The organism is Arthrobacter sp. ZBG10 (genome assembly GCF_001238605.1).
Taxonomy (GTDB): domain Bacteria; phylum Actinomycetota; class Actinomycetes; order Actinomycetales; family Micrococcaceae; genus Arthrobacter.
On record NZ_LFQH01000030.1, the window covers coordinates 45,746 to 68,740 of the forward strand.

At 69.1% G+C, this 22,995-nt stretch carries 21 protein-coding genes; 3 read left to right on the forward strand and 18 right to left on the reverse strand.

Annotated elements, in window-relative coordinates; genetic code table 11:
* Positions 1 to 18: 18 nt before the first annotated feature.
* The 4 genes from ACU18_RS07785 to ACU18_RS07800 all read right to left on the reverse strand — a co-directional run bounded on the left by ACU18_RS07785 (position 19) and on the right by ACU18_RS07800 (position 4,997).
* Positions 19 to 1,716, reverse strand: coding sequence for a urocanate hydratase (locus tag ACU18_RS07785; protein WP_050684967.1), 1,698 nt, complete (start codon positions 1,714 to 1,716; stop codon positions 19 to 21).
* Between the two features lie 228 nt (positions 1,717 to 1,944).
* Positions 1,945 to 2,769, reverse strand: a complete 825-nt coding sequence (locus ACU18_RS07790) for an IclR family transcriptional regulator (RefSeq protein WP_050684970.1) — start codon at positions 2,767 to 2,769, stop codon at positions 1,945 to 1,947.
* Between the two features lie 158 nt (positions 2,770 to 2,927).
* Positions 2,928 to 3,935 carry a thioredoxin-disulfide reductase gene (gene trxB, locus ACU18_RS07795; RefSeq protein ID WP_050684972.1) on the reverse strand — a complete coding sequence of 336 codons (1,008 nt, stop codon included), beginning with the start codon at positions 3,933 to 3,935 and terminating at the stop codon, positions 2,928 to 2,930.
* A 198-nt stretch (positions 3,936 to 4,133) separates the two neighbouring features.
* Entirely contained in the window at positions 4,134 to 4,997 is an 864-nt protein-coding gene (locus ACU18_RS07800; protein ID WP_050684974.1) for an SDR family oxidoreductase, read from the reverse strand.
* A gap of 121 nt (positions 4,998 to 5,118) precedes the next feature.
* On the opposite strand from ACU18_RS07800, the gene ACU18_RS07805 reads away from it, so the two are divergent.
* The gene (locus tag ACU18_RS07805) at positions 5,119 to 5,541 is read left to right on the forward strand and encodes a winged helix-turn-helix transcriptional regulator (protein WP_050684976.1); all 423 of its coding nucleotides are present in this window, start codon (positions 5,119 to 5,121) and stop codon (positions 5,539 to 5,541) included.
* 25 nt (positions 5,542 to 5,566) lie between these two features.
* On the opposite strand, the gene ACU18_RS07810 is transcribed toward ACU18_RS07805, so the two are convergent.
* Complete coding sequence (locus ACU18_RS07810; protein ID WP_050684997.1) at positions 5,567 to 6,316, reverse strand: 3-hydroxybutyrate dehydrogenase; 750 nt, start codon at positions 6,314 to 6,316, stop codon at positions 5,567 to 5,569.
* Between the two features lie 58 nt (positions 6,317 to 6,374).
* Positions 6,375 to 7,757: an MFS transporter gene (locus ACU18_RS07815; protein ID WP_050684998.1), complete on the reverse strand. Its 1,383-nt coding sequence runs from the start codon at positions 7,755 to 7,757 to the stop codon at positions 6,375 to 6,377.
* Between the two features lie 129 nt (positions 7,758 to 7,886).
* Here ACU18_RS07815 and ACU18_RS07820 point away from each other — a divergent pair, with 129 nt between their 5' ends.
* Positions 7,887 to 8,780: a LysR family transcriptional regulator gene (locus tag ACU18_RS07820; protein WP_050684977.1), complete on the forward strand. Its 894-nt coding sequence runs from the start codon at positions 7,887 to 7,889 to the stop codon at positions 8,778 to 8,780.
* Between the two features lie 54 nt (positions 8,781 to 8,834).
* Here ACU18_RS07820 and ACU18_RS07825 read toward each other — a convergent pair whose 3' ends face one another.
* The 11 genes from ACU18_RS07825 to ACU18_RS07875 all read right to left on the reverse strand — a co-directional run bounded on the left by ACU18_RS07825 (position 8,835) and on the right by ACU18_RS07875 (position 20,939).
* Complete coding sequence (locus tag ACU18_RS07825) at positions 8,835 to 9,812, reverse strand: spermidine synthase (protein ID WP_050684981.1); 978 nt, start codon at positions 9,810 to 9,812, stop codon at positions 8,835 to 8,837.
* A 143-nt stretch (positions 9,813 to 9,955) separates the two neighbouring features.
* Positions 9,956 to 11,518 (reverse strand): D-glycero-beta-D-manno-heptose 1-phosphate adenylyltransferase, encoded by a 1,563-nt coding sequence (rfaE2, locus tag ACU18_RS07830; protein ID WP_050684982.1) that lies wholly within the window; start codon positions 11,516 to 11,518, stop codon positions 9,956 to 9,958.
* On the reverse strand, positions 11,515 to 12,945 hold the full coding sequence (locus ACU18_RS07835) for an aldehyde dehydrogenase family protein (protein WP_050684983.1): 1,431 nt from the start codon (positions 12,943 to 12,945) through the stop codon (positions 11,515 to 11,517). The genes rfaE2 and ACU18_RS07835 overlap by 4 nt, the downstream gene beginning before the upstream one ends.
* A 43-nt stretch (positions 12,946 to 12,988) precedes the next feature.
* Positions 12,989 to 13,702, reverse strand: coding sequence for an SDR family oxidoreductase (locus ACU18_RS07840; RefSeq protein ID WP_050684984.1), 714 nt, complete (start codon positions 13,700 to 13,702; stop codon positions 12,989 to 12,991).
* A gap of 27 nt (positions 13,703 to 13,729) precedes the next feature.
* Positions 13,730 to 15,307 (reverse strand): PfkB family carbohydrate kinase, encoded by a 1,578-nt coding sequence (locus ACU18_RS07845; protein ID WP_050684985.1) that lies wholly within the window; start codon positions 15,305 to 15,307, stop codon positions 13,730 to 13,732.
* Positions 15,304 to 15,927 (reverse strand): D-sedoheptulose-7-phosphate isomerase, encoded by a 624-nt coding sequence (locus ACU18_RS07850; protein ID WP_231686025.1) that lies wholly within the window; start codon positions 15,925 to 15,927, stop codon positions 15,304 to 15,306. The genes ACU18_RS07845 and ACU18_RS07850 overlap by 4 nt, the downstream gene beginning before the upstream one ends.
* Positions 15,928 to 16,013: 86 nt before the next feature.
* Complete coding sequence (locus ACU18_RS07855) at positions 16,014 to 17,267, reverse strand: glycosyltransferase (RefSeq protein WP_050684987.1); 1,254 nt, start codon at positions 17,265 to 17,267, stop codon at positions 16,014 to 16,016.
* Complete coding sequence (locus tag ACU18_RS07860) at positions 17,264 to 18,295, reverse strand: glycosyltransferase (RefSeq protein ID WP_050684989.1); 1,032 nt, start codon at positions 18,293 to 18,295, stop codon at positions 17,264 to 17,266. Before ACU18_RS07860 ends, ACU18_RS07855 begins: the two co-directional genes overlap by 4 nt.
* Entirely contained in the window at positions 18,292 to 19,380 is a 1,089-nt protein-coding gene (locus ACU18_RS07865; RefSeq protein ID WP_050684990.1) for a glycosyltransferase family 9 protein, read from the reverse strand. Before ACU18_RS07865 ends, ACU18_RS07860 begins: the two co-directional genes overlap by 4 nt.
* Positions 19,380 to 19,934: a D-glycero-alpha-D-manno-heptose-1,7-bisphosphate 7-phosphatase gene (locus ACU18_RS07870; protein ID WP_050684991.1), complete on the reverse strand. Its 555-nt coding sequence runs from the start codon at positions 19,932 to 19,934 to the stop codon at positions 19,380 to 19,382. The genes ACU18_RS07865 and ACU18_RS07870 overlap by 1 nt, the downstream gene beginning before the upstream one ends.
* Before the next feature lie 135 nt (positions 19,935 to 20,069).
* Complete coding sequence (locus tag ACU18_RS07875; protein ID WP_082178235.1) at positions 20,070 to 20,939, reverse strand: sigma-70 family RNA polymerase sigma factor; 870 nt, start codon at positions 20,937 to 20,939, stop codon at positions 20,070 to 20,072.
* A 145-nt stretch (positions 20,940 to 21,084) separates the two neighbouring features.
* Between ACU18_RS07875 and ACU18_RS07880 the strand changes: the two genes are divergently transcribed.
* The gene (locus tag ACU18_RS07880; protein WP_050684992.1) at positions 21,085 to 22,119 is read left to right on the forward strand and encodes an NAD-dependent epimerase/dehydratase family protein; all 1,035 of its coding nucleotides are present in this window, start codon (positions 21,085 to 21,087) and stop codon (positions 22,117 to 22,119) included.
* Between the two features lie 11 nt (positions 22,120 to 22,130).
* Here ACU18_RS07880 and ACU18_RS07885 read toward each other — a convergent pair whose 3' ends face one another.
* Positions 22,131 to 22,691, reverse strand: coding sequence for a hypothetical protein (locus ACU18_RS07885; protein WP_050684993.1), 561 nt, complete (start codon positions 22,689 to 22,691; stop codon positions 22,131 to 22,133).
* Positions 22,692 to 22,995 lie beyond the last annotated feature (304 nt).

A 22,995-nucleotide genomic window follows, 5' to 3' on the forward strand; every position in this document is an offset into this window, starting at 1 on the left:
GGCGGGCGTTGGGGTGGCTTAGCGGGTTTCGTTCATGGGGATGCGGACGCCGCGTTCGCCTGCGACTTCCAACGCCCGGCCGTAACCGGCGTCGGCGTGGCGGATCACTCCCATCCCGGGATCGTTGGTCAGGAGCCGCTCGAGTTTCTGCGCAGCAAGATCCGTGCCGTCCGCGACGGACACCTGGCCGGCATGGATGGACCTGCCGATGCCCACTCCCCCGCCGTGGTGCAGCGAAACCCAGGTGGCGCCGGAGGCGGTGTTGAGCAGGGCGTTGAGCATGGGCCAGTCGGCGATCGCGTCTGAGCCGTCTGCCATGGCTTCGGTCTCGCGGTAGGGGGAAGCCACCGAACCGGAGTCCAGGTGGTCGCGGCCGATCACGATGGGCGCCTTGACCTTTCCATCCCTGACCAACTGGTTGAACAGCAGCCCGGCCTTGGCGCGGTCGCCGTAACCCAGCCAGCAAATACGGGCGGGCAGGCCTTCGAATTCGACGCGCTCCTGCGCGGCATCGAGCCAGCGGTGCAAATGCTTGTTGTCCGGGAAGAGTTCCTTGATGGCCCGGTCCGTGACGGCAATATCCTCCGGATCGCCGGAAAGGGCCACCCAGCGGAACGGGCCGAGGCCCTCGCAGAACAGCGGCCGGATGTAAGCGGGCACAAATCCGGGGAACTCGAAGGCGCGGGTGCAGCCGCCCTTGCGGGCTTCGTCGCGGATGGAGTTTCCGTAGTCGAAGACTTCGGCGCCGGCATCCTGGAAGTCCACCATGGCCTGGACGTGGCGGGCCATGGACGCCTGGGACTTCTTGGTGAACCCGTCCGGATCCGCCTCGGCTTCGCGGTGCCACTCTTCGACGGAAACGCCTTCGGGCAGGTAGCTCAGCGGATCATGGGCGGAGGTCTGGTCGGTGACGATGTCCACTGTCAGTTCGCCGGCGTTGTGGCGGCGCAGGATCTCCGGGAAAACTTCGGCGGCGTTGCCCACGTAGCCCACAGACCAGCCGCGGCGCTCCGCTTTCGCTTTCTGCACCTTGGCGATGGCGGCGTCGAGATCCGTTTCCACCTCGTCCAGGTAGCGCTTCCCGGCGCGTCGGCGGAGGCGGGATTCGTCGACGTCGACAATCAGGCAGGCGCCGTCGTTCAGGGTGACGGCGAGCGGCTGGGCGCCGCCCATGCCGCCGCAGCCGCCGGTCAGGGTCAGGGTGCCGGCGAGCGTGCCGTTCTCGTCACCGGTGAGCTTGCGGGCGATCGCCGCGAAGGTTTCGAAGGTGCCCTGCAGGATGCCCTGGGTGCCTATGTAAATCCAGGACCCGGCCGTCATCTGGCCGTACATCATCAGGCCCTCGGCCTCGAGCCGGCGGAACTCGGGCCAGTTGGCCCAGTCGCCCACCAGATTGGAGTTGGCCAGCAGCACACGTGGTGCCCATTCGTTGGTGCGGAAGACACCCACGGGCTTGCCGGACTGGACCAGCAGGGTTTCATCCGCTTCCATGGTTTCCAGGGTGCGGGTGATCGCGTCGAACGCGGCCCAGGAGCGGACTGCCCGGCCGGTCCCGCCGTACACCACCAAGTCATCGGGGCGCTCGGCAACCTCGGGGTCCAGGTTGTTCATCAGCATGCGCAGCGGCGCTTCGGTCTGCCAGGATTTGGCAGTGAGCGTGGTGCCCCGGGCGGCTTTGACCGGGCGGGCACCGGTGGTGAAATCGGCGGGTGCCATGGTGGCTCCTTTTTGTCTGCATAGCGGATTGTCCTGTATCCACTAAAGCCCCTGGCTCGGCCCGGCGACAGGACTTTTGCAGGGGTCCTGTCCGGCATTCCAGACAACCCCGCCCCGCCCCCAAACCAGGTAGCAGTTGTTGTCGTTTAGAGCCCCCAAAACGACAACAACTGCGAGTCAGTTGGGAAGGGGGCACGCAGGCGGCCGCCCACCGCAGGCAGGGCGGGGTCAGGCCGCCGGCCGGCCGTGGATGCGGACCGAGAGGTCGTCCGCGGCCTTCTGCACCCGCGCAGCGAGAACGGGCCAGTCAGCCGACGGCAGCTTGTCCTCGAGGAAAGTGACCGCAACCGCGGCGGTGGGCCAGCCCAGGTGGTCCGTGACGGCGGCGGCGATGGACCCGAACCCAGGCGTTACTTCGCCGTGTTCGGTGGCGTAGCCGCGCTGCCTGACCTGGTCCAGGTGCGAGGACAACGCCGAGTACTTCATGATGGCGCCGGGCACCTCATGCCGGGCAGAGAAGGCAGCAGCATTCGGGTACAGGGCCCTGACCTGGGATTTCGGCAGCGCAGCCAGGATGGCCCGGCCGCTGGCGGTGAGGTGGCTGGGGAGCCTGACACCCACGTCGGTCACCAGCGACGGCCGGTTTTTGGCACGCTCCTCCACGATGTACAGCACGTCCCGGCCGTGCAGCACGGCCAGGTGCGCACTCTCGCCCAGCACATCCACCAGCGCGGCCAGCAGGGGCCTGCCCAGCCGGGATAACGGCTCCTGCCTCGAGTACGCGGAGCTCAGTTCGAAGGCGCTGATGCCTAGCCCGTACCGCTGTTCCTCGTGCAGGTGGAGCACAAAGCCGTTCGCCTCCATCACGCCCAGCAGATGGTAGACACTGGAGCGCGGCAACCCCAGCGAGGACGCGATCTGCGACGCCGCCATGGGCCCGCGCCGGGACGCCAGCAGCTTCAGGATCCGCAACGTGTTTTCGGCGGCGGGCACTTTGGACGGAACCCTGCCATCCGCCGCGGGGGCAGGGCTGGTGCTGGGTGCTGCAGTCATGGGCGAAATCGATCCTTTGGTTGCGCGTGTCCGGTATCCCGTACCCAAGCATGGCCCCGTACCGGCCGCTGCGGCACGCCGCCGGGACAAGCCGGTGTCTGGAATACCGGATGAATCGGCGAACGACGGCGGCACGGAAGTACCGCCGTCGGGTCACCCTAGCCGTGGACCGGTTCCTCCACCAGGGCGGTGGCGATGCTGGCGGCGTCATCGAGGGCAGCGAGGAACCGCTCGGCATCGAGCGCGGCGGCGCAGCCGGTGCCGGCGGCGGTGATCGCCTGCCGGTACCGGTGGTCCACGGCGTCGCCGCAGGCGAACACGCCGGAAAGGTTGGTGACGGTGGTGGGGGCGTCCACCCGGATGTAGCCGTCTTCATCGAGGTCCACCTGGCCGGCCACAAGCTCGGTGCGCGGCAGGTGACCGATGGCCACAAAAATGCCGGTGGCGGACTGTTCCCTGGTTTCGCCGGTCCGGGTGTCCTGCAGCGTCACGCCGGTGACCTTACCGTCGCCGTGGATGGCGGTGATGGCCGAGTGCCAGGCGAAGCTGATCTTGGGGTTGTCCTTGGCCCGCTGCGCCATGATGCGGGAGGCCCGCAGCTCACCCTTGCGGACCACCACCGTCACGGTCCTGGCGAACCGGGTCAGGAACGTGGCTTCTTCCATGGCCGAGTCGCCGCCACCCACCACCACGATGTCCTGTTCCCGGAAGAAGAACCCGTCGCAGGTGGCACACCAGGAGACGCCGTGTCCGCTGAGCTTCTTCTCCTCGGGCAGGCCCAGCTCCTTGTATGCGGAGCCGGTGGCCAGGATAACGGCGGGCGCCTGGTGGGTTTCCCCGGCGCCGGTGACCACTGTCTTCAGCCGGCCGGCCAGGCTGACTTCCGTGACGTCGTCGAACACTACCGTGGCGCCGAACTTCTGCGCCTGTTCCTGCAGTCCATCCATCAGTTCCGGGCCCTGGATGCCACCCGGGAAGCCAGGGAAGTTTTCCACCTCAGTGGTGTTCATGAGGGCGCCGCCCGCGGTGACGGAACCGGCCAGCACCAGCGGCGCGAGGCCGGCGCGGGCCGCGTAAATCGCCGCCGTGTAGCCGGCCGGGCCGGAGCCGATGATGATGAGCTGCCGGGGCTGGCGGTCCTGGCTGCTGGGGGTATCCACGCTCATGTTCGGTTCCTTCGGATTGACGGTGGGCGGCGGAGCGCAGGTTGCCGTAGGCGGGCTGCGCGCGGGGCAGGCTGCACCGCTTGATGCCTACCAGTGCACCAAGACCGGCCCCAGGGATCAAGTCCCGGACCCCCGGCAACGGAAAATGCCCGGCGCCCCAAGGGGAACCGGGCATCCTCCGCGCTGCGGCAGAAGCGGTCAGTTGCTGGCAGCGGCCGTCCGGAGTGCCTCCGAAAGGGAGGTGGTGGGGCGGCCGATGAGGCGGGCAAGATCGCCGGAGCTGACCAGGAGGTCTCCCCTGGCGATGCCCAGGTCCGAGTCCGCCAGGATGTCGGCGAAGGGGGCGGGGACGCCGACGCCCACCAGGATTCCTGCGTAGTCCTCGGCGGGAAGATCGGTGTAGGTGATCTCCTGGCCGGTGGCTGCAGTGATTTCCGCGGCCAGGTCAGCCATGGAGAAGGCGTGGTCGCCGCCCAGTTCGTAGACCTTGCCTGCCTGGTCGCCGGCCACCAGGACGGCCGCCGCGGCGTGGGCGTAATCCGCCCGCGCGGCTCCGCTGACCTTGCCGTCACCCGCACTGCCGGCCAGGGCGCCCTGGGCCAGGGTGCCGGGAAGCTGTTCGGTGTAGTTTTCCAGGTACCAGCCGTTGCGCAGCAGGACAAACGGGACGCCGGATTCGCGGAGCAGGGTTTCGGTGGCCTGGTGCTCGCCGGCCAGTTTCATGCCGGTGGTGTCCGCGTTGGCAATGCTGGTGTAGGCCAGCAGTTCCACGCCCGCTGCCTTGGCGGCCTCAATGACGGTTCGGTGCTGTGCCACACGCTGGCCCACTTCGCTGCCGGAGATGAGCAGGACACGGCTGGCTCCTTCGAGGGCAGCAGCCACCGAGGCCGCGTCCGCGTAATCCATGGCCCGGACCCGGACGCCCCGGGCGGCGAAATCGGCCAGCTTGCCGGTGTCCCGTCCGGTGGCTACGATCCCTGCAGCGGGGACCCCGCGCTCAAGCAATGCGGCGATGACGTGGCGGCCCAGCTGTCCGGTGGCTCCGGTAACAACAATGCTCATGATGAATCCTTTCGGGAATTATTACGGTGTCGCAGGGCATAACCTGCAGCGGACCGGATTACTTCCGGAAAGAGAGTACGCACTTTGAGGTAAGGTACTGACCTCAAAGTAAGCTGGGGTCATGGAAGCATCAACATTGCCGGCTCCGCTGCCCGCCAGCTTCACCTATGGCGTGTTCCCGGCCGCTTGTCCCAGCCGCACCCTGCTGGACCACGTGACCAGCAAATGGGGTGTCCTGATCCTGGTGTCGCTGTCCGAGGGAGAACAGCGGTGGAGTGAACTGCGCCGGCGGGCGGAGGGGATTAGCGAAAAAATGCTGGCCCAGACGCTCAAAACCCTGGAACGCGACGGACTGGTGCGGCGCACCGCCCAGCCCATCATTCCCCCGCGCGTGGACTACAGCCTCACGGACCGCGGCTATGAACTGAGCGGGCACCTGATCCCGCTGGTTGGCTGGGCGTTCACCAACGCCGAGGAAATCATCAACGGCGGCGCACCGGCGGGGGCGGATGCCGTTGCCAGCGCCGGGGCGCAGTCCAAGTAGTGCCGCCCCCAGCCTGGTCCGGTCCTCAGCGGGCGGACCAGCCGCCGTCCATGGTGTAGCTGGCCCCGGTGACCATGCCAGCGTGGTCGGAGGCCAGCCAGGCCGCCAGGGACGCCACTTCAGCAGGCTCCACCAGCCGCTTCACGGCGGACTCGGTGAGCATCACCTTGGCCAGCACCTCGGATTCGGGGATGCCGTGCAGGTGGGCCTGGTCCGCCAGTTGTTTCTCCACCAGGGGCGTGCGCACGTAACCGGGGTTGATGCAGTTGGACGTGACGCCCCGTTCGCCGCCCTCCAGTGCCGTCACCTTGCTCAGGCCTTCCAGCCCGTGCTTCGCGGAGACATAGGCGCTCTTGAACGGCGAGGCCCGCAGTCCGTGCACCGAGGACAGGTTGATGATGCGGCCGAAACCGTTGGCGTACATGTGCGGGAGCGCGGCCCGGATCAGCAGGAACGGCGCCTCCAGCATCAGCGCGAGAATCCGCCGGAACTCCAGCGGGTCAAACTCCTCGATGGGGCTGACCCGCTGGATTCCTGCATTGTTGACCAGGATGTCGCAGTCCAGGCTGAGCGTGGCGAGGGCGTCGACGTCGAGCAGGTCCACGGCCCAGGAGGTGCCGCCCACCTCATCGGCGAGCGCGGCAGCCCCGGCGGCGTCGACATCGGCCACCACCACCTTGGCGCCCCGGGCGGCGAGTTCCCGCACGCAGGCGGCGCCGATGCCGCTGGCACCGCCGGTGACCAGCGCCTTGCGTCCGTTCAAAGTGCTTTCCATACCCATCCCGGCTCCGAACCTGGCCTTGTCCTTCGGCTGTACCACCGGCTCCGGCACCTCAGCGGGTCCGGGCCGGAACGAGTCCTTCGCGGGCGGCGTCGGCCTTGTCCACGTCCTCCAGGGCGATGCCCTTGGTTTCCTTCAGGCTGAGCACTGCCACGGCGGTAATGGCGCAGGCCACCACCAGGTACAGGGCGGTGGGAAGCCAGGAACCGGTGTCCTTGAGCCACTGGGTTGCCAGTAGCGGGGCCAGCGAACCGGCGAAGATGGACGTGACCTGGGAGCCCAGCGAGACGCCGGAGTACCGCATCCGGGTGGGGAACAGCTCAGCCATGATGGCGGGCTGTCCGGCGTACATAAACGCGTGCAGGACCAGGCCGATGGTTACCGCGGCCACAATCACCACGGCGTTGCGGGTGTCGAACATGGGGAAGGCGAAGAACGGCCAGGTGGCGCCGGCGATGGCACCAAACAGGTAAACGGGCTTGCGGCCTACATTGTCCACCAGGCGGCCCACCTGGGGGATCACCAGGAAGTGGATCACGTGGGCGATCAGCAGGGCGAGCAGCAGCGAGGAGGTGTCGTACTTGTGCACAGTCTTGAGGTAGACGATCGCGAAGCTCACCACCAGGTAGTACATGATGTTTTCCGCGAACCGGAGGCCCATGGCCTGCAGGATGCCCTTGGGGTATTTGCGGACCACCTCGAAGACGCCGTAGCTGACGGCCTGCTCCTTCTCCACAAGCGCCTTGGCTTCGAGGAAGATCGGTGCCTCGGTCACGTGGGTGCGGATGTAATAGCCCACAAACACGATCACGGCGGAGAGCCAGAACGCCACCCGCCAGCCCCAGCCGAGGAAGGCCTCCGGACTGAGGGTGGAGGACATCACAAACAGCACCAGGGTGGCCAGCAGGTTGCCCACGGGGACGGCCGCCTGCGGCCAGCTGGACCAGAAACCGCGCGACTTGTTGGGGCTGTGTTCAGCCACCAGCAGGACGGCGCCGCCCCATTCGCCGCCGAGCGCGAAGCCCTGGATGAAGCGCAGGGCCACCAGCAGGGCGGGTGCCATGTAACCGATCTCGGCGAAGCCCGGCAGGCAGCCCATCAGGAACGTGGCCACGCCAACAATTACAATGGTCAGCTGCAGCGTGGGTTTGCGGCCCAGCTTGTCGCCGATCTGGCCAAACACAATGCCGCCCAGGGGCCGGGCAACGAAGCCCACCGCATAGGTGATGAACGCCTGGATGATCCCGTCCAGCTCGTTGCCGGTGGCGGGGAAGAAGTACTTCCCGAACACCAGGGTGGCGGCGGTGGCGTAGAGGAAAAACTCGTACCACTCCACCACCGTCCCCACCATCGAGGCGGCGACGATCTTCTTAAGTCCGGACCCCTTGCCTGCGGGTCCTGCGGCGTTGTCCGCCGGGCGTTGTCCTACGCTCATGGGTTTCTCCTTGGTGTCCACGGTGACACGTGCTGTGATGGCCAGCACAAATGGCTTCCTTGAGTATTGCTGCACAAACTTGCACGGACAATGCCCAATCCGGCACCTGCTGTGTGCACAATTGCAGATATGAAGGCGAACCCGGATGACCTGCTGGTGCTGCTTGCGGTGTCCCGCTCAGCGAAATTCACGACGGCGGCACAGGCGTTGGGGTTGAACCACACCACAGTCTCGCGCAGGATCGCCGCACTGGAGAAGTCCCTGGGCGGCCGGGTCCTGGCCCGGGCATCGGGCGGCTGGGAGCTGACCGAGCTGGGCGCGAAGGCTGTCCGCGCGGCCGAGCAGGTGGAGGCTGTACTGGGCACGCTGGGAGCCGACGGCGCGGCACCGGACCCGGTTGCCGGCGTCGTCCGGATGACCGCGACGGATGGCTTCAGCGCCTACATCGCCGCGCCGGCAGTAGCCGGGCTGCGGCGGGATCATCCGGGGCTCAGCGTGGAGGTGGTGACCATGACCCGGCGGGCGCTGCAGCAGCGTTCCGGGCTGGACATCGAGGTGGTGGTGGGCGAGCCGCAGGTGCACCGGGCCGAGGCCATCCGGCTGGGCGACTACATGCTGGGGATGTATGCGTCCAGGACGTACCTGGCCGAGCATGGCACCCCGGACAGCGTGGCCGGGCTCAGCGGTCACCCGCTGGTGTACTTCGTGGATTCAATGCTGCAGGTGGACAGCCTGGACGCGCCCCGCCGGCTGGTGCCGGACATGCGCGACGGGCTGACGTCCACCAACGTGTTTGTCCACGTCGAAGCGACGCGCGCCGGGGCCGGGATCGGTTTCCTGCCGTGCTTTATGGGCGACCTGCACAATGACCTGGTCCGGCTGCTGCCCGATGAGATCGGCGAGCTGCTCCCCTACTGGATGGTGCTCCGGCCGGACTCCATGCGGCGCCCCGCCGTGGCCGCCGTGGTGCAGGCGCTGCGGGGCCGGATGGCGGAGCACCGGGAGAAGCTGCTGGGCCGCTGAAACGGTAACTACGTGGGCCCACGCCCGCCGGGTTCCCTGGCCGAGCTTGCGAGGTCAGGGTGCGGGTGGTGTGGGCCCACGCCCGCCGGGTTCCCTGGCCGAGCTTGCGAGGTCAGGGTGCGGGTGGGGAGGATCGGAGCGGACGGGGGCGCCGGCGGCAAAGGCCCGCACCTGGGCGTCGTCCCACAGGTGTGCCGGCACTGCACCGCCGAGCAGCCGCCGGACCAGCCGCGGGTCGTCGGCGAAAGGGGTATCGCTGCCGGCCATCACCATGTTGCCGTAGCGGCGGCCCTTGAGCATGGCGGGATCGGCGATGATCGCGGTATAGGCAAAGGTGGCCGCGATGGTGGCGGCGTCCTCCCGGGCGTTCTTCAGGTCCGGGGCGTCGCCTGAATTCACCACGTACATCCCGCCGGGCGCCAGCACGCGGGCAGCGTGCCGGTTGAATTCGGCGGTGGTCAGCGGCCGCGGGGTCAGGGCCCCGGCGAAGACGTCCCTGATGATGAAGTCACGGGTGTCGGCGGCGAGCGTTTCGGTGACCTCGCGGGCCTCCCCAACCCGCAGCCGCAGCAGGGGCGCCTTGGGCAGGTCGAACCAGCCGCGCACGTATTCGGCCAGTTTCCCGTCCAGCTCCACCACCACCTGGCGGGCATCCGGGTAGGCCGCGGCAAAGTACCGGGCCATGGAGCAGGCGCCGCCGCCCAGGTGCAGGCCCCGGATCCGGCCCGGCTGGCCTGCCCCGGAAGAAGCGTCCGACGGCGGCCAGCGGGACTCGATGAGCGCGGCCATCCAGCGCATGTATTCGAAGTCCAGGAACAGCGGGTCGGCCAGGTCGATGTGCGAGCTCATGACCCCGTTGATCTTCAGGAGCCAGCCGGTGGAGTTGTCCTGGTCGGCGATGAGTTCGCAGTCCCCGGTGTCGACGTAGTACACGCCTTCCACCGGACCATCGGGCCGCGTGCCCTTGGGGATCTCCACCACACCTGCTGCCGGCCTGCTGCCCCGGCCGGCCGCCCGTCCGCGTTTCGCCATTACCCGCGCCGCACTTCATTCATGCTTCAACCCTAGTGTGCAGTTCACGGCCGGAAAGTTGGCGGCCTGCGGGCCGCCGGCAGGTACGGCAAACGCGACGTGCCCGGGACCGCATTCGCCTGCATCTGTTGTCCGGCCCGCCGTCACCGGTTGGTTGCCGCGCCCTCCCCATCCCGGATCCGGTTGACAACGGTAGTGGTGGACCGCTCCGCGACGTAGTCCAGGATGGCCACCCGGCCGCCGTACTCCTCCACGGCGGGTGTTTCCGCCAGCATCTCAGGGGTGTAGTCGCCGCCCTTGGCGTACACCTCAGGCCGCAGGTGCCGGATCAGCGGCGCCGCCGTGGGGGTGTCGAAGACCGTCACGTAATCCACGCAGCTCAGGGCGGCCACCACCGCGGCCCTGTCCGCAACGTTGTTGATGGGCCGGTCGGGGCCTTTGAGCCGGCGCACGGAGTCGTCGCTGTTGAGCGCCACCACCAGCACGTCACCGAGCTGCCTGGCCTGGGACAGGTAACGGGTGTGGCCGCTGTGCAGGACGTCGAAGCAGCCGTTGGTCAGCACAATCCGCTGCCCCTCAGCCCGGTGCAGCTCCATCTGGCGGAGCAGTTCGTCAGCGCCCAGCGCCGTGTCGGCAAACGCCCGCAGGTACCGGCTGAGCTGCCCCGTACTGCAGACGGAGGTGCCCGGCTGATGGACCACCACGTCCGCCGCCGCCTGGGCAAGGTCCAGGCCGGCTGCCAGCGGCAGGCCACCGGCGATCGCCAGCGTCAGCGCCGCCACAAACGTATCCCCCGCCCCTGAAGCCTGCTTTTCGGCGGCGGGCCGTGCCCAGGTCCGGTGAGCCATGCCGCCCGGCCCCAGCAGGACAGTCCCGTCGCGGTCCAGCGTGACCACCACGGCCCGGGATCCGGTGGCAGCCAGCAGCGCCGGCGCCGCCGCCGCCACCGCGTCCACCCGCTCCGGCCCTTCGGGCAGCCGGCAGCCCAGCAATCGGGCCGCTTCCTGGGCGTTGGGCGTCACCAGGTCCGGCCCAAGCTGCGCCCAGGGACGGGGATCGTGGGAATCCACCACCACCAGCGGGCGCCCCGGGCCGCCAGCGGCTGGCCCCGGGCCGGTTCCGCCCAAGACAGCCAGCAGCGCAGCCCGCACGGGTTCCGCAAGCACTCCGGTCCCGTAATCACAGACCAGCACGGCGCTGCGGCGGCCGACGGCGTCCCGCACCGAAGCGGCCAGCGCGGCCAGTGCATCGGGCGGCACGGCCGTGGCTGAGTCATCCATCCGCAACAGCACCTGGCCGCCGCTGCTGATCCGGATTTTGGTGGTGGTGACCATGTCCGGGTGCGACTGCAGGTACCGGACGTCGATTCCTGCGGCCACCAGTTTGTCCCGTAGCTCCACCCCCGCGGCGTCCGTGCCGATGATGCCGGCAACGGCCACCCTGGCGCCGAGCGCCGCCAGGTTCATGGCGGTGTTGGCCGCGCCGCCCGGGGCAGCCCCGCGGGAGTTGATGTCCACCACGGGCGCAGGAGCCTCGCGGCACATCCGCTCGATGCTGCCGGTCCACCAGCCGTCCAGCATCACGTCGCCAATCACCAGCACGGCCGGCTGTTCCGCGGCCAGCCGGCCAGGCAGCCAGTCGGCAAGGGCCTGCTGGTTGGCGAGGTCCACCTGCCCCGGCTCCGCATCCTTCGCCGCGGGATTCATACCTTTTCCTCAGCGTTTCCGCTGGGTGCCGGCGGCGCAGCGATGTGGACCACTTTGACCTGGCTGAACTCGTCCAGCAGCTCCGGCCCGTAGCCAAACCCGTGCCCGCTCCCGCCCCGGGGCTGCGCCGCGCCACCGGGTGCCCCGCCAAACACCGCGTTGATCTTCACCGTTCCCACCGGCAGGTCCGCCACGGCCTGCTGGATGTGCGCCACCGAGTTGGTCAGGACTGTGGCTGCGAGGCCAAACCGGCCGCTGCACGCGAGGCGGAGGCCGTCGTCGAACGTGTCCACCACCTGCACCGGCGCTACGGGGCCAAACGTCTCCTCCGCCATCACGGCCATGGCCTCCGTGCAGCCGAGCAGCACCGTGGCCGGGTAAAACGACCCGGGACCGGCGGGCACGGCGCCGCCTTCCGCCGCCCGGGCACCGTGGTCCAGGGCGTCGGCGACCTGGGCATGGACAGCCTCCCGCAACCGCCGGTCCACCAGGGGCGCCACCGAACCGTTGGCGTTCCGCAGGGCAGCCTCCGCTTCGAGCGCGGCGCAGAACCTTTCAGCAATGTCAGCGTGGACGTAGATCCGTTCCACGGCCGTGCAGATCTGGCCGCTGTTGCTGAAAGCGCCGACGGCGGCCTGCCCGGCGGCCCAGGCCGGGTCCACGTCGCGATCCACCAGCAGCGGATCGTTGCCGCCGTTCTCTCGGATCACGTGGGCGCCGGCGCGGGCCCCGGCCACGGCGATGCCGGCGCCCGCCGCGCTGGAACCGACGTGGGCCAGCACATCCACCCCGGACCCTGTGAGGAGCCGCCCCACCCCGGCGCCACCGGAAATTGTGGCTAGCACTCCGGCCGGGAAGGCCGGTGCCAGCACTTCACCGAGGGCCTCCCCCAGCCGGGGGCAGCGTTCGCTGGGCTTGTGGATGACGGTGTTGCCGGACATCAGTGCGGCCCCGATCAGCCCACAGGAAACAGCCACCGGATCATTCCACGGCGTGAGCAGGACGGCCACGCCGCGCGGTTCCGCCACTGTGTAGTCGCTGGCGAGCCTGTCACCGCGGAGGCTGTGGCCGCGGTGCACGGGACCCAGCTCAGCGTACTGCTCCAGCGTGGACACCCCGGCGGCGATCCCGGCGAGGGCCTCGTCAATGGGCCTGCCGGTTTCACTGGCATTGAGCCCTGCCAATTCGGCGGCGGCCTCAGCCAGGGCTGCTGCCGCGGCGCGGACGGCTGCCCCGCGTGCTGCCGGGGCTGTTGCTGCCCAGCCCGCGGCAGCACCCCGGGCCACGTGGACGGCGTGGTGCACCGCCTCCGGGGGCGTTTCCGGTACCGTCCACAAGGTTTCCCCGGTGCGCGGGTTGATGATGGTGATCCCGGCGCTGACGGCCGGTTCGTGATGGTCAAGGGTTTCGGTGGCAGCGGTAGGCATGTTTGGCTCCTGTGGGTTCGGTCCCGGCTGATCCCTTGAAGGGTCAGGGCCAGGAGCCCTCTTCTTCGTGGCAGACCAGCATTTCGCGGATTTCGCATCCCGGCGGCTGGGTCAGTGCGAACAGGATTGCCTGGGCCACGTTGCCGGGATCGTTGAGGCGCGAATCGTCCTGGGGCTTGTACTGTTCGGTGCGGTCATCAAAAAAATGTGTTTTCATCCCGCCGGGAATCATGGTGGTGACCCCGATTTTCCCGCCGGTTTCCGCTGCCAGGGCGTGGCTGAAGCCCACCACTCCGAATTTCGAGGCGCAGTAGGCTGTGGCATCGGCCACGGCCCGCTTGCCCAGGGTGGAGGCCACGGTCACCACCCGGCCGTGCGTTGCGGCCAGGTGCGGCAGTGCGGCCCGCACCACGGAGACGGTGCCCATCAGGTTCACCCCGATCACCTTCTCCCATTCAAGGGCGTCCACGTCCGCCAGCGCACCGCACCGGTCGATGCCTGCGGCCGTCACCACGGCGTCGAGTCCGCCGAGCATTCCGGCAGCCTCGCGCACGGCGGCCTCCACGGCCGGCCGGTCGGCAACATCCACTTCCACGGCTTTGACCCCCGCCACCTTGCTGATGTCGCGGTCCAGTACCACTGGGGTGCCGCCGGCCTCAAGCACGGCACTGACGACGGCGGCCCCCAGTCCCGAGGCACCGCCGGTGACGAGCACCCGGCCTGGTGAGCGGCGTGCAGTCAGGTTTTCTGCGGTCATGATGTTCCCTTCGGTAGGCGAAACAGGTCAGCCGACTTTGGCCAGCGCGTCGGCAAGGCCGGTGGTGGAACGGGCAGGGTGGAACGGGACGGTGAGGCAACGGCCGCCCCAGCTTTCGACCAGGTCCGCTTCCGGCAGGCGCGCGCCCCGGTAGTCGCCGCCCTTGACCCAGATGTCCGGACGGAGCCGTTGCAGGGCGGCTTCAGGGTTGTCCTCATCGAACACCAGCACCGCATCCACGCATTCCATGGCGAGCAGCAGTTCGGCCCGGTCCTGTTGGCTGATGATGGGCCGGCCGGGACCTTTGAGCCGTTGTGTTGAGGCATCGGAATTCAGGCAGACCACCAGGCAGTCCCCCAATTCGCGGGCGGCGGCAAGGGAGCGGACATGTCCGGCGTGCAGGAGGTCGAAGCACCCGCCGGTGGCCACCACCGTGCCGCCGCTGCCGCGGACGGTGCGGGCCAGAAGCAGGGGTTCGGTGCTGCGCCTTCGCGCCGGGGTCCGGGACGGCGGCGCCAGGGCGGGTCCCGCCGGGAAGCCCGCCTGTTGGGATACGGCTGCGGACACTGCGGCGGCGGCCGGTGCGGGACCAGCGGGCAACGCAGGAGTCGCGATGCCCTCACCGGCTCCGGCGAGGGCCGAAACACCGCCGGCTGCGAGGAAGTCAGCGGCGTCCCGGACCGCCAGCGTGGCGGCCTCCTCCAGGCCGAGGCCGGACAGCAGATGCACCGCCAGCCCGGCTGCCAGCCGGTCCCCCGCACCGCAGGGGTCCCCGGTTTCCACCCGTGGCGCCGGAACGCAGCGGGAAGCGGCGTTGCCTTCCTGCAGCAGGACGGCACCATCGGCCCCGGTGGTCACCAGCACGGCGCCGCTGCGCCAACGGGCCAGCAGGACATGGGCCAGGCGGGCGGCTTCCCCCGCAATTGCTGATTCTCCGGCAACCTCGATGGAAGCAGTTTCGGCTGAAGCCCGGGCATGGGTTCCGCCTGGATTGTCGCCGTGGCCAGTCCCCGCCGGCTGGCCTGCCGGCGCTGCGGCGGCGGCTTTTCTGGCTTCCGCGAGGTTGGGCGTTACCACTGCAACGCCGGGCACCGGATCCGCCCCGGCGGGGTGCGGGTCCCAGATGACGGGCACCTTCTTTGCCACCTGCTCCAGGACGATGCGCAGCTGCGGATTGGCGGCCAGGCCCCTGCCGTAATCGGCGACAATCACCATCTCCGCGGCTTCCACGGCCCTGAGCATGTCCGGCGTGGCGTGCGGAACCGGCGTGGCGGCGCAGCCCTGGTCGAACCGGACCACCGGGTGCGAGCCGGCCCGGACCCTTGTTTTCACCGGCGACGGGTGGCTCGTGGCGCCTGCCACCAGCTGCACACCGGCGAGTTCAGCTGCCAGCTGGCGGCCGGCGTCGTCAGCTGACAGCACCGTCACCAGGGTCACCGGCCGGCCGTCTGCCGCCAGCATCCGGGCGACGAGGCCGGCGCCGCCTGCCCTGCGCCGGACGCTGGTGACATCGACCACCGGGACAGGCGCGTCCGGGCTGAGCCGCGTGGCCTCCCCGGCAAGGTCCACATCCAGCATCACATCGCCCACCACCACAATGGTCATGGCCGCAGTCCTTCCGGCATGCGGCCGGCGTTGCCTGCCGCGCCGCGCCGTGCCACCTCGAGGTCAAAAGCCCGGCACACCGCGTGCAGCGCGATCAGGTGTGCCTCCTGGGCGTTGGCGTTAAGGGCATTCACGGTGACGGCCTCATCGCACGCAGAGGCCAGTGGATTGGGGCCGACGCCGGTCAGCGCCCAGGTCCGGACGTTCAGCCGGGCTGCCACCTCCGCAGCCCGGAGCAGGTTCGGGCTTTGGCCACTGGTGGACAGCAACATCAAGACGTCACCGGAGCGGCCGTGCGCCCGGACCTGCCGGGCAAACACCTCGTCGTAGCCGTAGTCGTTGGCGATTGCGGTCACGGCCGAGGTCTCCGCGTGCAGGGAGATGGCCGAAAACGGGACGCGCTCGCCGTCGAACCTGCCCACCAATTCGGCGGTGAGGTGCTGGGCTTCCGCCGCTGAGCCGCCGTTCCCGGCTGCCAGCAGGCGGTGGCCGCGCAGCAGGCGCTGGGCCAGCTCCACCCCCCATGCCGCCAGCCGGTCCGACTGGCTACGCAGCGATTCCAGCGCCGGTAAAACATTGCCAAGATGGACGCGAACGGCGTCCGCGCTGGCCTGGTTCACATACGGTCCGCCCGGACGCGGCCCCTGCCGGGCAGCGGTGCGGGCGAGGGCATCAAAGGCCACATCGCGGACCGAAAATTCTGCCGTCACAGCGCGGCTCCTTCCATGGAAACGGCGCCGGCCGTTGTGCCGGCGATGGCAGCCAGGTACGCCTTTTCGGTTTGGGCGGCCACCCGGTCCCAGGAGTAGAGGGTCCGTGCGCGCTGCTCACCCGCGCTTCCCAGCCGGGTCCGCAGGGCCTTGTCCGCCAGCAGCATGGCGAGCGCAGCGGCGATGGCGGCAGGATCGCGCGGCGGAACGTGCAGGCCGGTGCCGTGATCCACCACCGTGTCCTGCAGTCCGCCCACGGCGGCGGCCACCACAGGGACTCCGCAGGCCATCGCTTCGAGCGGCACAATGCCGAACGGTTCGTACCAGGGAGCACACACCACGGCGTCGGCGCTGCGGAAGATGCCGGGCATAGCATCACGCGGCACCTGCCCGTGCAGGCTCACGTGGTTGGCGACGCCGAGGCGCGTGGCAAGGTCCAGCAGGCGCCGGACCTCAGGGTCCGGGTCAAGCGCAAGTGCGTTCCCGCCACCGCCCACAATGAGCAGTTCGACGTCGTCGAAGCCTGCTGCCTGCAGGTGGGGCAGGGCGCGGATCACCAGGTCCACGCCCTTGCGCGGCACCAGCCGGCCCACTGAGAGGACCCGGTGCCGCCGCCGTCGGGCGTCTGCCGGCCCGTCCGGAGCGAAGAAGTCCAGGTCCACCCCGCAGGGTGCGGTGGAGATCTTCGCCGCGTCGATGCCCATGGCGGTGAGTTCCAGGACTTCATCCGGGCAGGTGGCGATGATGCCGTCAGCGGAGCGGCCCACCCCCGGTTCCAGCCAGGTGCGCTCGGGCGGGCTGGTGTCCTCCGCACCCTGGTGCCGGCGCTTGACCGTGCCCAGCGCGTGGAAGGTCTGGAGCACCGGGACGCGGTGACCGGCGTCGGCCCGTCGGGCAGCGTCCAGGGCGGCAAGGCCGGACATCCAGAAATGTCCGTGGACCACGTCCGGCGGCCGCCTGGCCCAATCCGCAGCCACCCCGGCGGCCAACTGGCCCATGTAGGGCAGCAGCTGGTCCTTTGGAACGTGCCGGGCAGGGCCCGCATCCACGTGGACCACCTCAAGGCGCTGCCCCACCCTGACCCGGGCGGGAAGCTCCGTTGCGTCCCTGCGGGTGTAGACGGTGACATGGTGGCCGCGGCGGGCCAGGGCCTCGGAAAGGGCTGCGACGTGGACGTTCTGGCCGCCAGCGTCAACTCCGCCCAAGGCCGCCAGCGGGCTGGCATGCTCGGAGATCATGGCAATTCTCATGGTGCCTTCCTCTCTTGTGCCGGGACGAGGATCTGCTCGCCGGGGCCAGGGGTACTGTCTGCGCTGCTGCCGGTGAGCTCGGCCAGGAGTCCGTCCCAGCGGCCCAGGAACCGGCCCAGCCCGTAGCGTTCCAAGGCCGCTGCACGCCCGGCGGCCCCCCGCCGTCGTGCTTCCTCCGGGTCCGCCAGCAGGATGCGGGCGCAACGGACCAGCTCGTCAAGGTCTGCGGACACGGCGCCGGCCTCGGGCGGGACGGCCCGGGGAGCCTCGGTGCTGGCCAGCGCCACCACGGGCATGCCAAGGTGCATGGCTTCCAGGAGCGAGAGCCCCAGCGACGTCCAGCGCATGGGGTGGATGTAGACGCGGCAACGGGCAAGTTCGCGGTGCAGCTGGGCGGTTTTCAGGTCTCCCCGGGCCCGCAACCGGGATCCGTCAACACCAATGGCCGCGGCCAGGCCGTGCGTTTCCATCCCGAACACCTGGAGCGGGGCCACCGCAGCAAACGCGGGGAGCAGGTCCGTTCCCGTAACCCGACCGCGGCGGACGGGTTCATTGACCACCACCGCCAGTTCGGGCAGCTCGCCCGTGTACAGCAGCCCGGGGTCCGGAATGCCGTGTTCGATCACGGTTGCCCGGGCCCGGCCGTTGTCCCAGGCCAGCTTGTTGAAATGGGTGACGTGCACCAGCGGGATGCGGTCCTGGTCGGCGAGCGGATGCGCAGCGAAGGGGAACCCGGTTTTGGGCGTGTTGTGTTCCAGGTACACGGCGGGGACGTCCACGCCCGGAACCCTGCCCAGGAGCAGGGCTACTGCCGATGCCTCGTCCGGCCGTTGCAGGACCACTGCGTCCACGGCCTCGGCCGGCAGCGTGGCCAGGTCCACCTCGTGGACGGAGGCGGGCCAGTCCCGGCCGGCGCGGCCCAGCCCCCAGGGGCCGCCGCCGGGGAGCACGGGGAGGAGGTACTCGTGCCTGCCGCGGACAAAGGCGTCGGTCCACGAACCGTGGACATGCCAAAGCAGAATCCTCATCGGTTCCACGCCTTTCGACGCGTGCTGGCGTGGGTGCTGAAGGAGCGGACGCCACCGATCAGGCGCTCTACGGCGGCCACCACGTCCTCCGGTGACACGGAGTCCAAACAGGGGTGGCCGGGCACCGGACATACCCGGGCGCGGGTCAGCCGGCACTCGGCGTCCTGGTCCCCCATCAACTCCAGCGGCACGCCGTACGGTGCCCAGCGAATGGCCGGCACCACGGGCGAAAAGAGGCACGCGATGGGTGTTCCCACCGCCGCTGCCAGGTGGGCGGGGCCGGTGTTGCCGGTGATGAGGGCGTCGGCTCCCGCCATCACGCCAGCCAGGGTCCGCAGGTCGGTGCGGCCGCCCAAGTCCAGTGCGGACGGTCCCGCCACCGTCGCAGTCAAGGACGTTTCGGCGGGCCCGCCGGTGACCACCACCCGGCGTCCGGCGCCTTGGAGGAGCTCCACCGTGGCGGCGTGGTGCAGCGGCGGCCAGGCCCGGGCGGGGACGGCCGCACCCGGGTGGACCACCACGTACGGCTCCCCGCCGACCAGCGGGCCGGTGTTGGGAACGGACGAAAGGCGCAGCCGGCCGTCGTCGCCCGCAGGAAGCCGGAAGCCGGCCGACGTTGCGATCCCCAGGGCGCGCTCCGCTTCGGGCTGGTCCTCCGGAAAGTCCTCGCCGGGCTTGAGCCGGATGTCCAGCAGGGACCCGGCATAGTCGGTAGAGGCGCCGGTGATGCGTTCCACGCCGGCAAGCCGCAGCAGCAGCGCCAAGGGCAGCGGTGACTGGTGGAAGGAGGTGAGGATGACAGCCTCGGTGACCCGTGAATTGCGCACATAATCGATCAGCCGGTCTGCGTGCGGCCCGGTCAGGGCAGGCGCCGGGTTCATGATCCAGGGACTGTCCCAGCTGCAGACCTCCGTGACGCCCGGCAGCATTCCGGCGGCAGCCTCGCCGTCCCGGCCGCACAACAGCACCACGTTGTTCGGCCGCCGGCCGTCAGCAAGGCGGCCGTTGGCCACCGCCCGGACGGCCGGGCCGGCCAGCAGCACGTCGCCCATGCTGTCCAGCCGGGCCACCAGGACGCTTCCCACTATGGAGCCGCCGGAAGATAACCGGCTTCATCGAGGAGTACGACGGCGGACGCAAGGCTGGGTGCCACCATCCTGGCCGTTGCTACTTCTTCAGCCCGGGTTACCGGGGTGGGCACCAGGACGCCGGCCGCACCGGCCGCCTCGGCAGCGCCAACATCAGCACCGATGTCGCCGATCACTGCCGCCTCAAAGGGCTCGATGCCCAGCTTCCTGCAGGCGCTCAGGATCATGCCCGGAGCCGGCTTCCGGCAGCTGCAGCCATCCCCATCCCCATGCGGGCAGATTTCCCAGACATCGAACGGACCGAGGATTTCCTCCACCCGCCGGTTTACCGCCGCCACCTGGGCCGGGGTGATGAGGCCGCGGGCAATCCCGGACTGGTTGCTCACCACTCCCGTGGCCAGTCCCGAAGCGCGGATGGCGTCAAGGACCGGTTTGGCGCCGGCCACCGGTTCCACCAGGCAGGGGTCCCCGTTGTACGGGACATCGAGGACCAAGGTGCCATCGCGGTCGAACAGGACCGCCCGCAGCTTTGGCCTTTCGGACTTTTCCATACCCACCTTGTTCCCTCCGGATGCCTACCTAAACAGGCTCCGTCACTTTTCCTGCCGGCCCTCCGCGTGCTGCGGAAAGGCCGGCAGGCAGGGGGCAGCACCCCGCCGGCGGCGGGCTTCCTGCCGTCGCTGCAGTTACCCCACCGGGCCGTGATCTCCCGGCCCGGGAAAGCATTCCCGGCCGGCCCGGTCCGCTGCCGGCAAGGTCCCGCGCCCGGATGCCGCCTCTTCGAGCCGGCCCTGAAGCTCCACCAGGACCCGTGCCAGCCGCCGCGACACCTGCATCTGGGACATCCCCAGCCTCTTCCCCAGTTCCGCCTGCGTTTCCTCGCAGAAGTAGCGGCGGTACAGGAGGTCCCGGTCCGCGTCCGCCAGGCCCTGGATGGCACCGCGCAGGCAGGCCAGCTCCTCAAGCCTTTCGAGCGGTGAATCCTGGCACGGCAACACGTCCCCGATGCAGGGCGTGTCTGTGCCCGGATTGACCGCGTCCAGCGAATCAGGATGCAGGCTGCTGCCCGCCGAGATCGCTTCCCGCACCTCAGCCGGATCCACCTGCAGTTCAGCAGCCAGTTCCGCCACACTGGGGGTGCGCCCAAGGTCTTGGGTCAGTTCGGGTTCGACCCGGAACATCCGCGTCCGTAGATCCTGGATGCTCCGGGGTGGCCGCACCACCCAGGTCCTGTCCCGCAGGTACCTTTTCAGTTCCCCGGTGATGGTGGGTGCGGCGTAGGCGGGGAAGCTCCCGCCTTTGGCCGGGTCAAAGCCCCTGGCTGCCTTGACCAGGCCAAGGTAGGCCACCTGGTTGAGGTCTGCACGTTCGCGGCCCCTGGCCTCGAACCTTCTGGCCAGGGCCTCGGCGAGGTCCAGGTAGCTGAGGACCAGCTCATTGTCGAAGGTTTCCTGCAGCCGGCCGGCGGGCTTTGGTCGGGATGGTGACGGGTATTCTGCGGGGCACTGGCGGTCAGTAATGGGCTCCAGTGCGGCGGCAGCAACGGATTCGGGCATTGGGATGATTCCCTCGGTCTGGTTTCCGAAAGCCTGGGGCAAGACTTGTAAGCAGGAAATCATAAGGCTGCTTATTAAACAAGCTTTCCGGGACTAGGCTCGGATGGTAGGGCCCGAACCGTCAAACCGCCAAGGAGTCTTCGCCATGCACATCGCCATCACCGGAGCCAGCGGAAACGCCGGCACGGCATTGCTGCGGAACCTGCAGGGACAGCTGGCCAGGAAGCCCGGCAGCCTGCGGTTGACAGCGATCAGCAGGCGGCTGCCGGACACCGGCCGGCAGCCCTACGCCGGGGTCGACTGGCACTGCCTGGACGTTGGCCTGGCTGCGGACCGTTCCAAACTGGAGCAGGCACTGGCCGGCGTGGACGCCGTGGTGCACCTGGCCTGGCAGATTCAACCCAACCGCGACCTGGAACAGCTCCACCGGACCAACGTCACCGGCACCCGGAATGTCCTGGCCGCCGCCAAGGCGGCCGGGGTCAAGCAGATTGTCTGCGCCTCCTCGGTGGGGGCATACAGCAAAGCGCCAAAGGACCAGCGCACAGACGAGTCCTGGCCGGCAGGCGGAATGGCCGGCTCGCATTACAGCCGCCACAAGGCCGAGCAGGAAGAAGCACTGGACCGCTTTGCGGCCGCCGAGCCCGGGATTGCCGTGGCCCGCCTCCGGCCCGGCCTGATTTTCCAGGGTGATGCCGGCAGCGAAATCGGCCGCTATTTCCTGGGCCCGGTCTTTCCGCGGCTGCTGCCCAAACGGCTCCGAATTCCGCTGCTGACCGTTCCGGAAGGCTTGATTTTCCAGGCGGTGCACGCCGATGACGTGGCGGAGGCGTACTGGCGGGTAGTGGACCAGCGTGCCAGCGGTGCGTTCAACATCGCTGCAGAGCCTGTGGTCACACCCCAGGTGCTGGCCCGCATCCTGGGGGCAAAGCGCATCCTCCCCATCCCGATGGGACTTCTGCGCGGCCTCGCCGGACTGACCTGGCGGCTCAGGATCCAACCCACGGATTCGGGCTGGGTGGAGATGGCTGCCGGCGCGCCCATCATGGACACCGGGAAAGCCCGGCGGGTCCTTGGCTGGGAGCCACGCGTCTCTTCCGCCGACGCAGTCGCGGAAGTGCTGCGGGGCATGGGAACGGGCGACGGCGTTGCGCCCTCGCCCGTCCTCACACCCCGGTAGCGGGGGGCCGGCTAGATCTTCGGTTCCTCGGGATTTCCCGCGCGGCGCCGCCCTGTCCCTTCGGCGTCGGCGTCCCGCGCCACATCAGGACGCTGGCCGCCATCCCGGGCACCGGCGTCGGCGTCCCGCGCCACATCAGGACGCTGGCCGCCATCCCGGATATCAGTATCGGGGTCCAATTCATCGGCCCGGCGCGTTTTCTGGCCAATATCCTCGCGCACCGACTGCGCCTCCGTGGAGTGCTTTTCGGCTTCCTGGCGCAGCCTGGCCGCATTCACCTGGGCCTGCTCGGCGTCCGCACGGGCGCGGGCAGCCTTGGCTTCGCGTTCGCGGGCATCAAGCTCCCGGTTCTCCGCCTCTTTGCGGATTTCCGCTGCTTCCTGCCGGTGATGCTGGTCCCGCTTCTCCTGGGCCGCCTTGCGCCGCCTCCCGGACAACAGGAGCAACACCACCAGGACCACCACAACAACAGCAACCACAATCCAAACCCACGGGGCTGATTCCACGCTTTCCACCACTTCCACCTCGATATGACCGGTCAGGCCCTCCGCCGTTCCGACTGACTTTGCCAAGACCGTTTAGAACCAGTTAGCAAGGGTACTTACCAATTGGTAGTAATCGTGCTTATTATTTTACGGCCAGAACAGCAGGTTACTTATCTACGGCCACTTCTCGCCGGTTTGGGCCAACCAAACCGGCCTGTTGGAAAGAGAGAGCAACGATGACAGAGAACCAATGGTCTGATACGCCAGCCCCCGCAGCACCCACCGCCGGCACCGGCGGATTCGGGGCGACCACGGAGTACGTTCCGGGCGCCACCCCCTTGGGCGATGTGACGGGCACCTCACGCAAGGACGCCGCGAAGGACGAGGCAAC

Coding starts and splice junctions, on each gene's coding strand:
- ACU18_RS07785 (WP_050684967.1), bottom strand. CDS start 1,716: ATGGCACCCGCCGATTTCACCACCGGTGCCCGCCCGGTCAAAGCCGCC.
- ACU18_RS07790 (WP_050684970.1), bottom strand. CDS start 2,769: ATGACTGCAGCACCCAGCACCAGCCCTGCCCCCGCGGCGGATGGCAGG.
- trxB (WP_050684972.1), bottom strand. CDS start 3,935: ATGAGCGTGGATACCCCCAGCAGCCAGGACCGCCAGCCCCGGCAGCTC.
- ACU18_RS07800 (WP_050684974.1), bottom strand. CDS start 4,997: ATGAGCATTGTTGTTACCGGAGCCACCGGACAGCTGGGCCGCCACGTC.
- ACU18_RS07805 (WP_050684976.1), top strand. CDS start 5,119: ATGGAAGCATCAACATTGCCGGCTCCGCTGCCCGCCAGCTTCACCTAT.
- ACU18_RS07810 (WP_050684997.1), bottom strand. CDS start 6,316: ATGGAAAGCACTTTGAACGGACGCAAGGCGCTGGTCACCGGCGGTGCC.
- ACU18_RS07815 (WP_050684998.1), bottom strand. CDS start 7,757: ATGAGCGTAGGACAACGCCCGGCGGACAACGCCGCAGGACCCGCAGGC.
- ACU18_RS07820 (WP_050684977.1), top strand. CDS start 7,887: ATGAAGGCGAACCCGGATGACCTGCTGGTGCTGCTTGCGGTGTCCCGC.
- ACU18_RS07825 (WP_050684981.1), bottom strand. CDS start 9,812: ATGGCGAAACGCGGACGGGCGGCCGGCCGGGGCAGCAGGCCGGCAGCA.
- rfaE2 (WP_050684982.1), bottom strand. CDS start 11,518: ATGAATCCCGCGGCGAAGGATGCGGAGCCGGGGCAGGTGGACCTCGCC.
- ACU18_RS07835 (WP_050684983.1), bottom strand. CDS start 12,945: ATGCCTACCGCTGCCACCGAAACCCTTGACCATCACGAACCGGCCGTC.
- ACU18_RS07840 (WP_050684984.1), bottom strand. CDS start 13,702: ATGACCGCAGAAAACCTGACTGCACGCCGCTCACCAGGCCGGGTGCTC.
- ACU18_RS07845 (WP_050684985.1), bottom strand. CDS start 15,307: ATGACCATTGTGGTGGTGGGCGATGTGATGCTGGATGTGGACCTTGCC.
- ACU18_RS07855 (WP_050684987.1), bottom strand. CDS start 17,267: ATGAGAATTGCCATGATCTCCGAGCATGCCAGCCCGCTGGCGGCCTTG.
- ACU18_RS07860 (WP_050684989.1), bottom strand. CDS start 18,295: ATGAGGATTCTGCTTTGGCATGTCCACGGTTCGTGGACCGACGCCTTT.
- ACU18_RS07870 (WP_050684991.1), bottom strand. CDS start 19,934: ATGGAAAAGTCCGAAAGGCCAAAGCTGCGGGCGGTCCTGTTCGACCGC.
- ACU18_RS07875 (WP_082178235.1), bottom strand. CDS start 20,939: ATGCCCGAATCCGTTGCTGCCGCCGCACTGGAGCCCATTACTGACCGC.
- ACU18_RS07880 (WP_050684992.1), top strand. CDS start 21,085: ATGCACATCGCCATCACCGGAGCCAGCGGAAACGCCGGCACGGCATTG.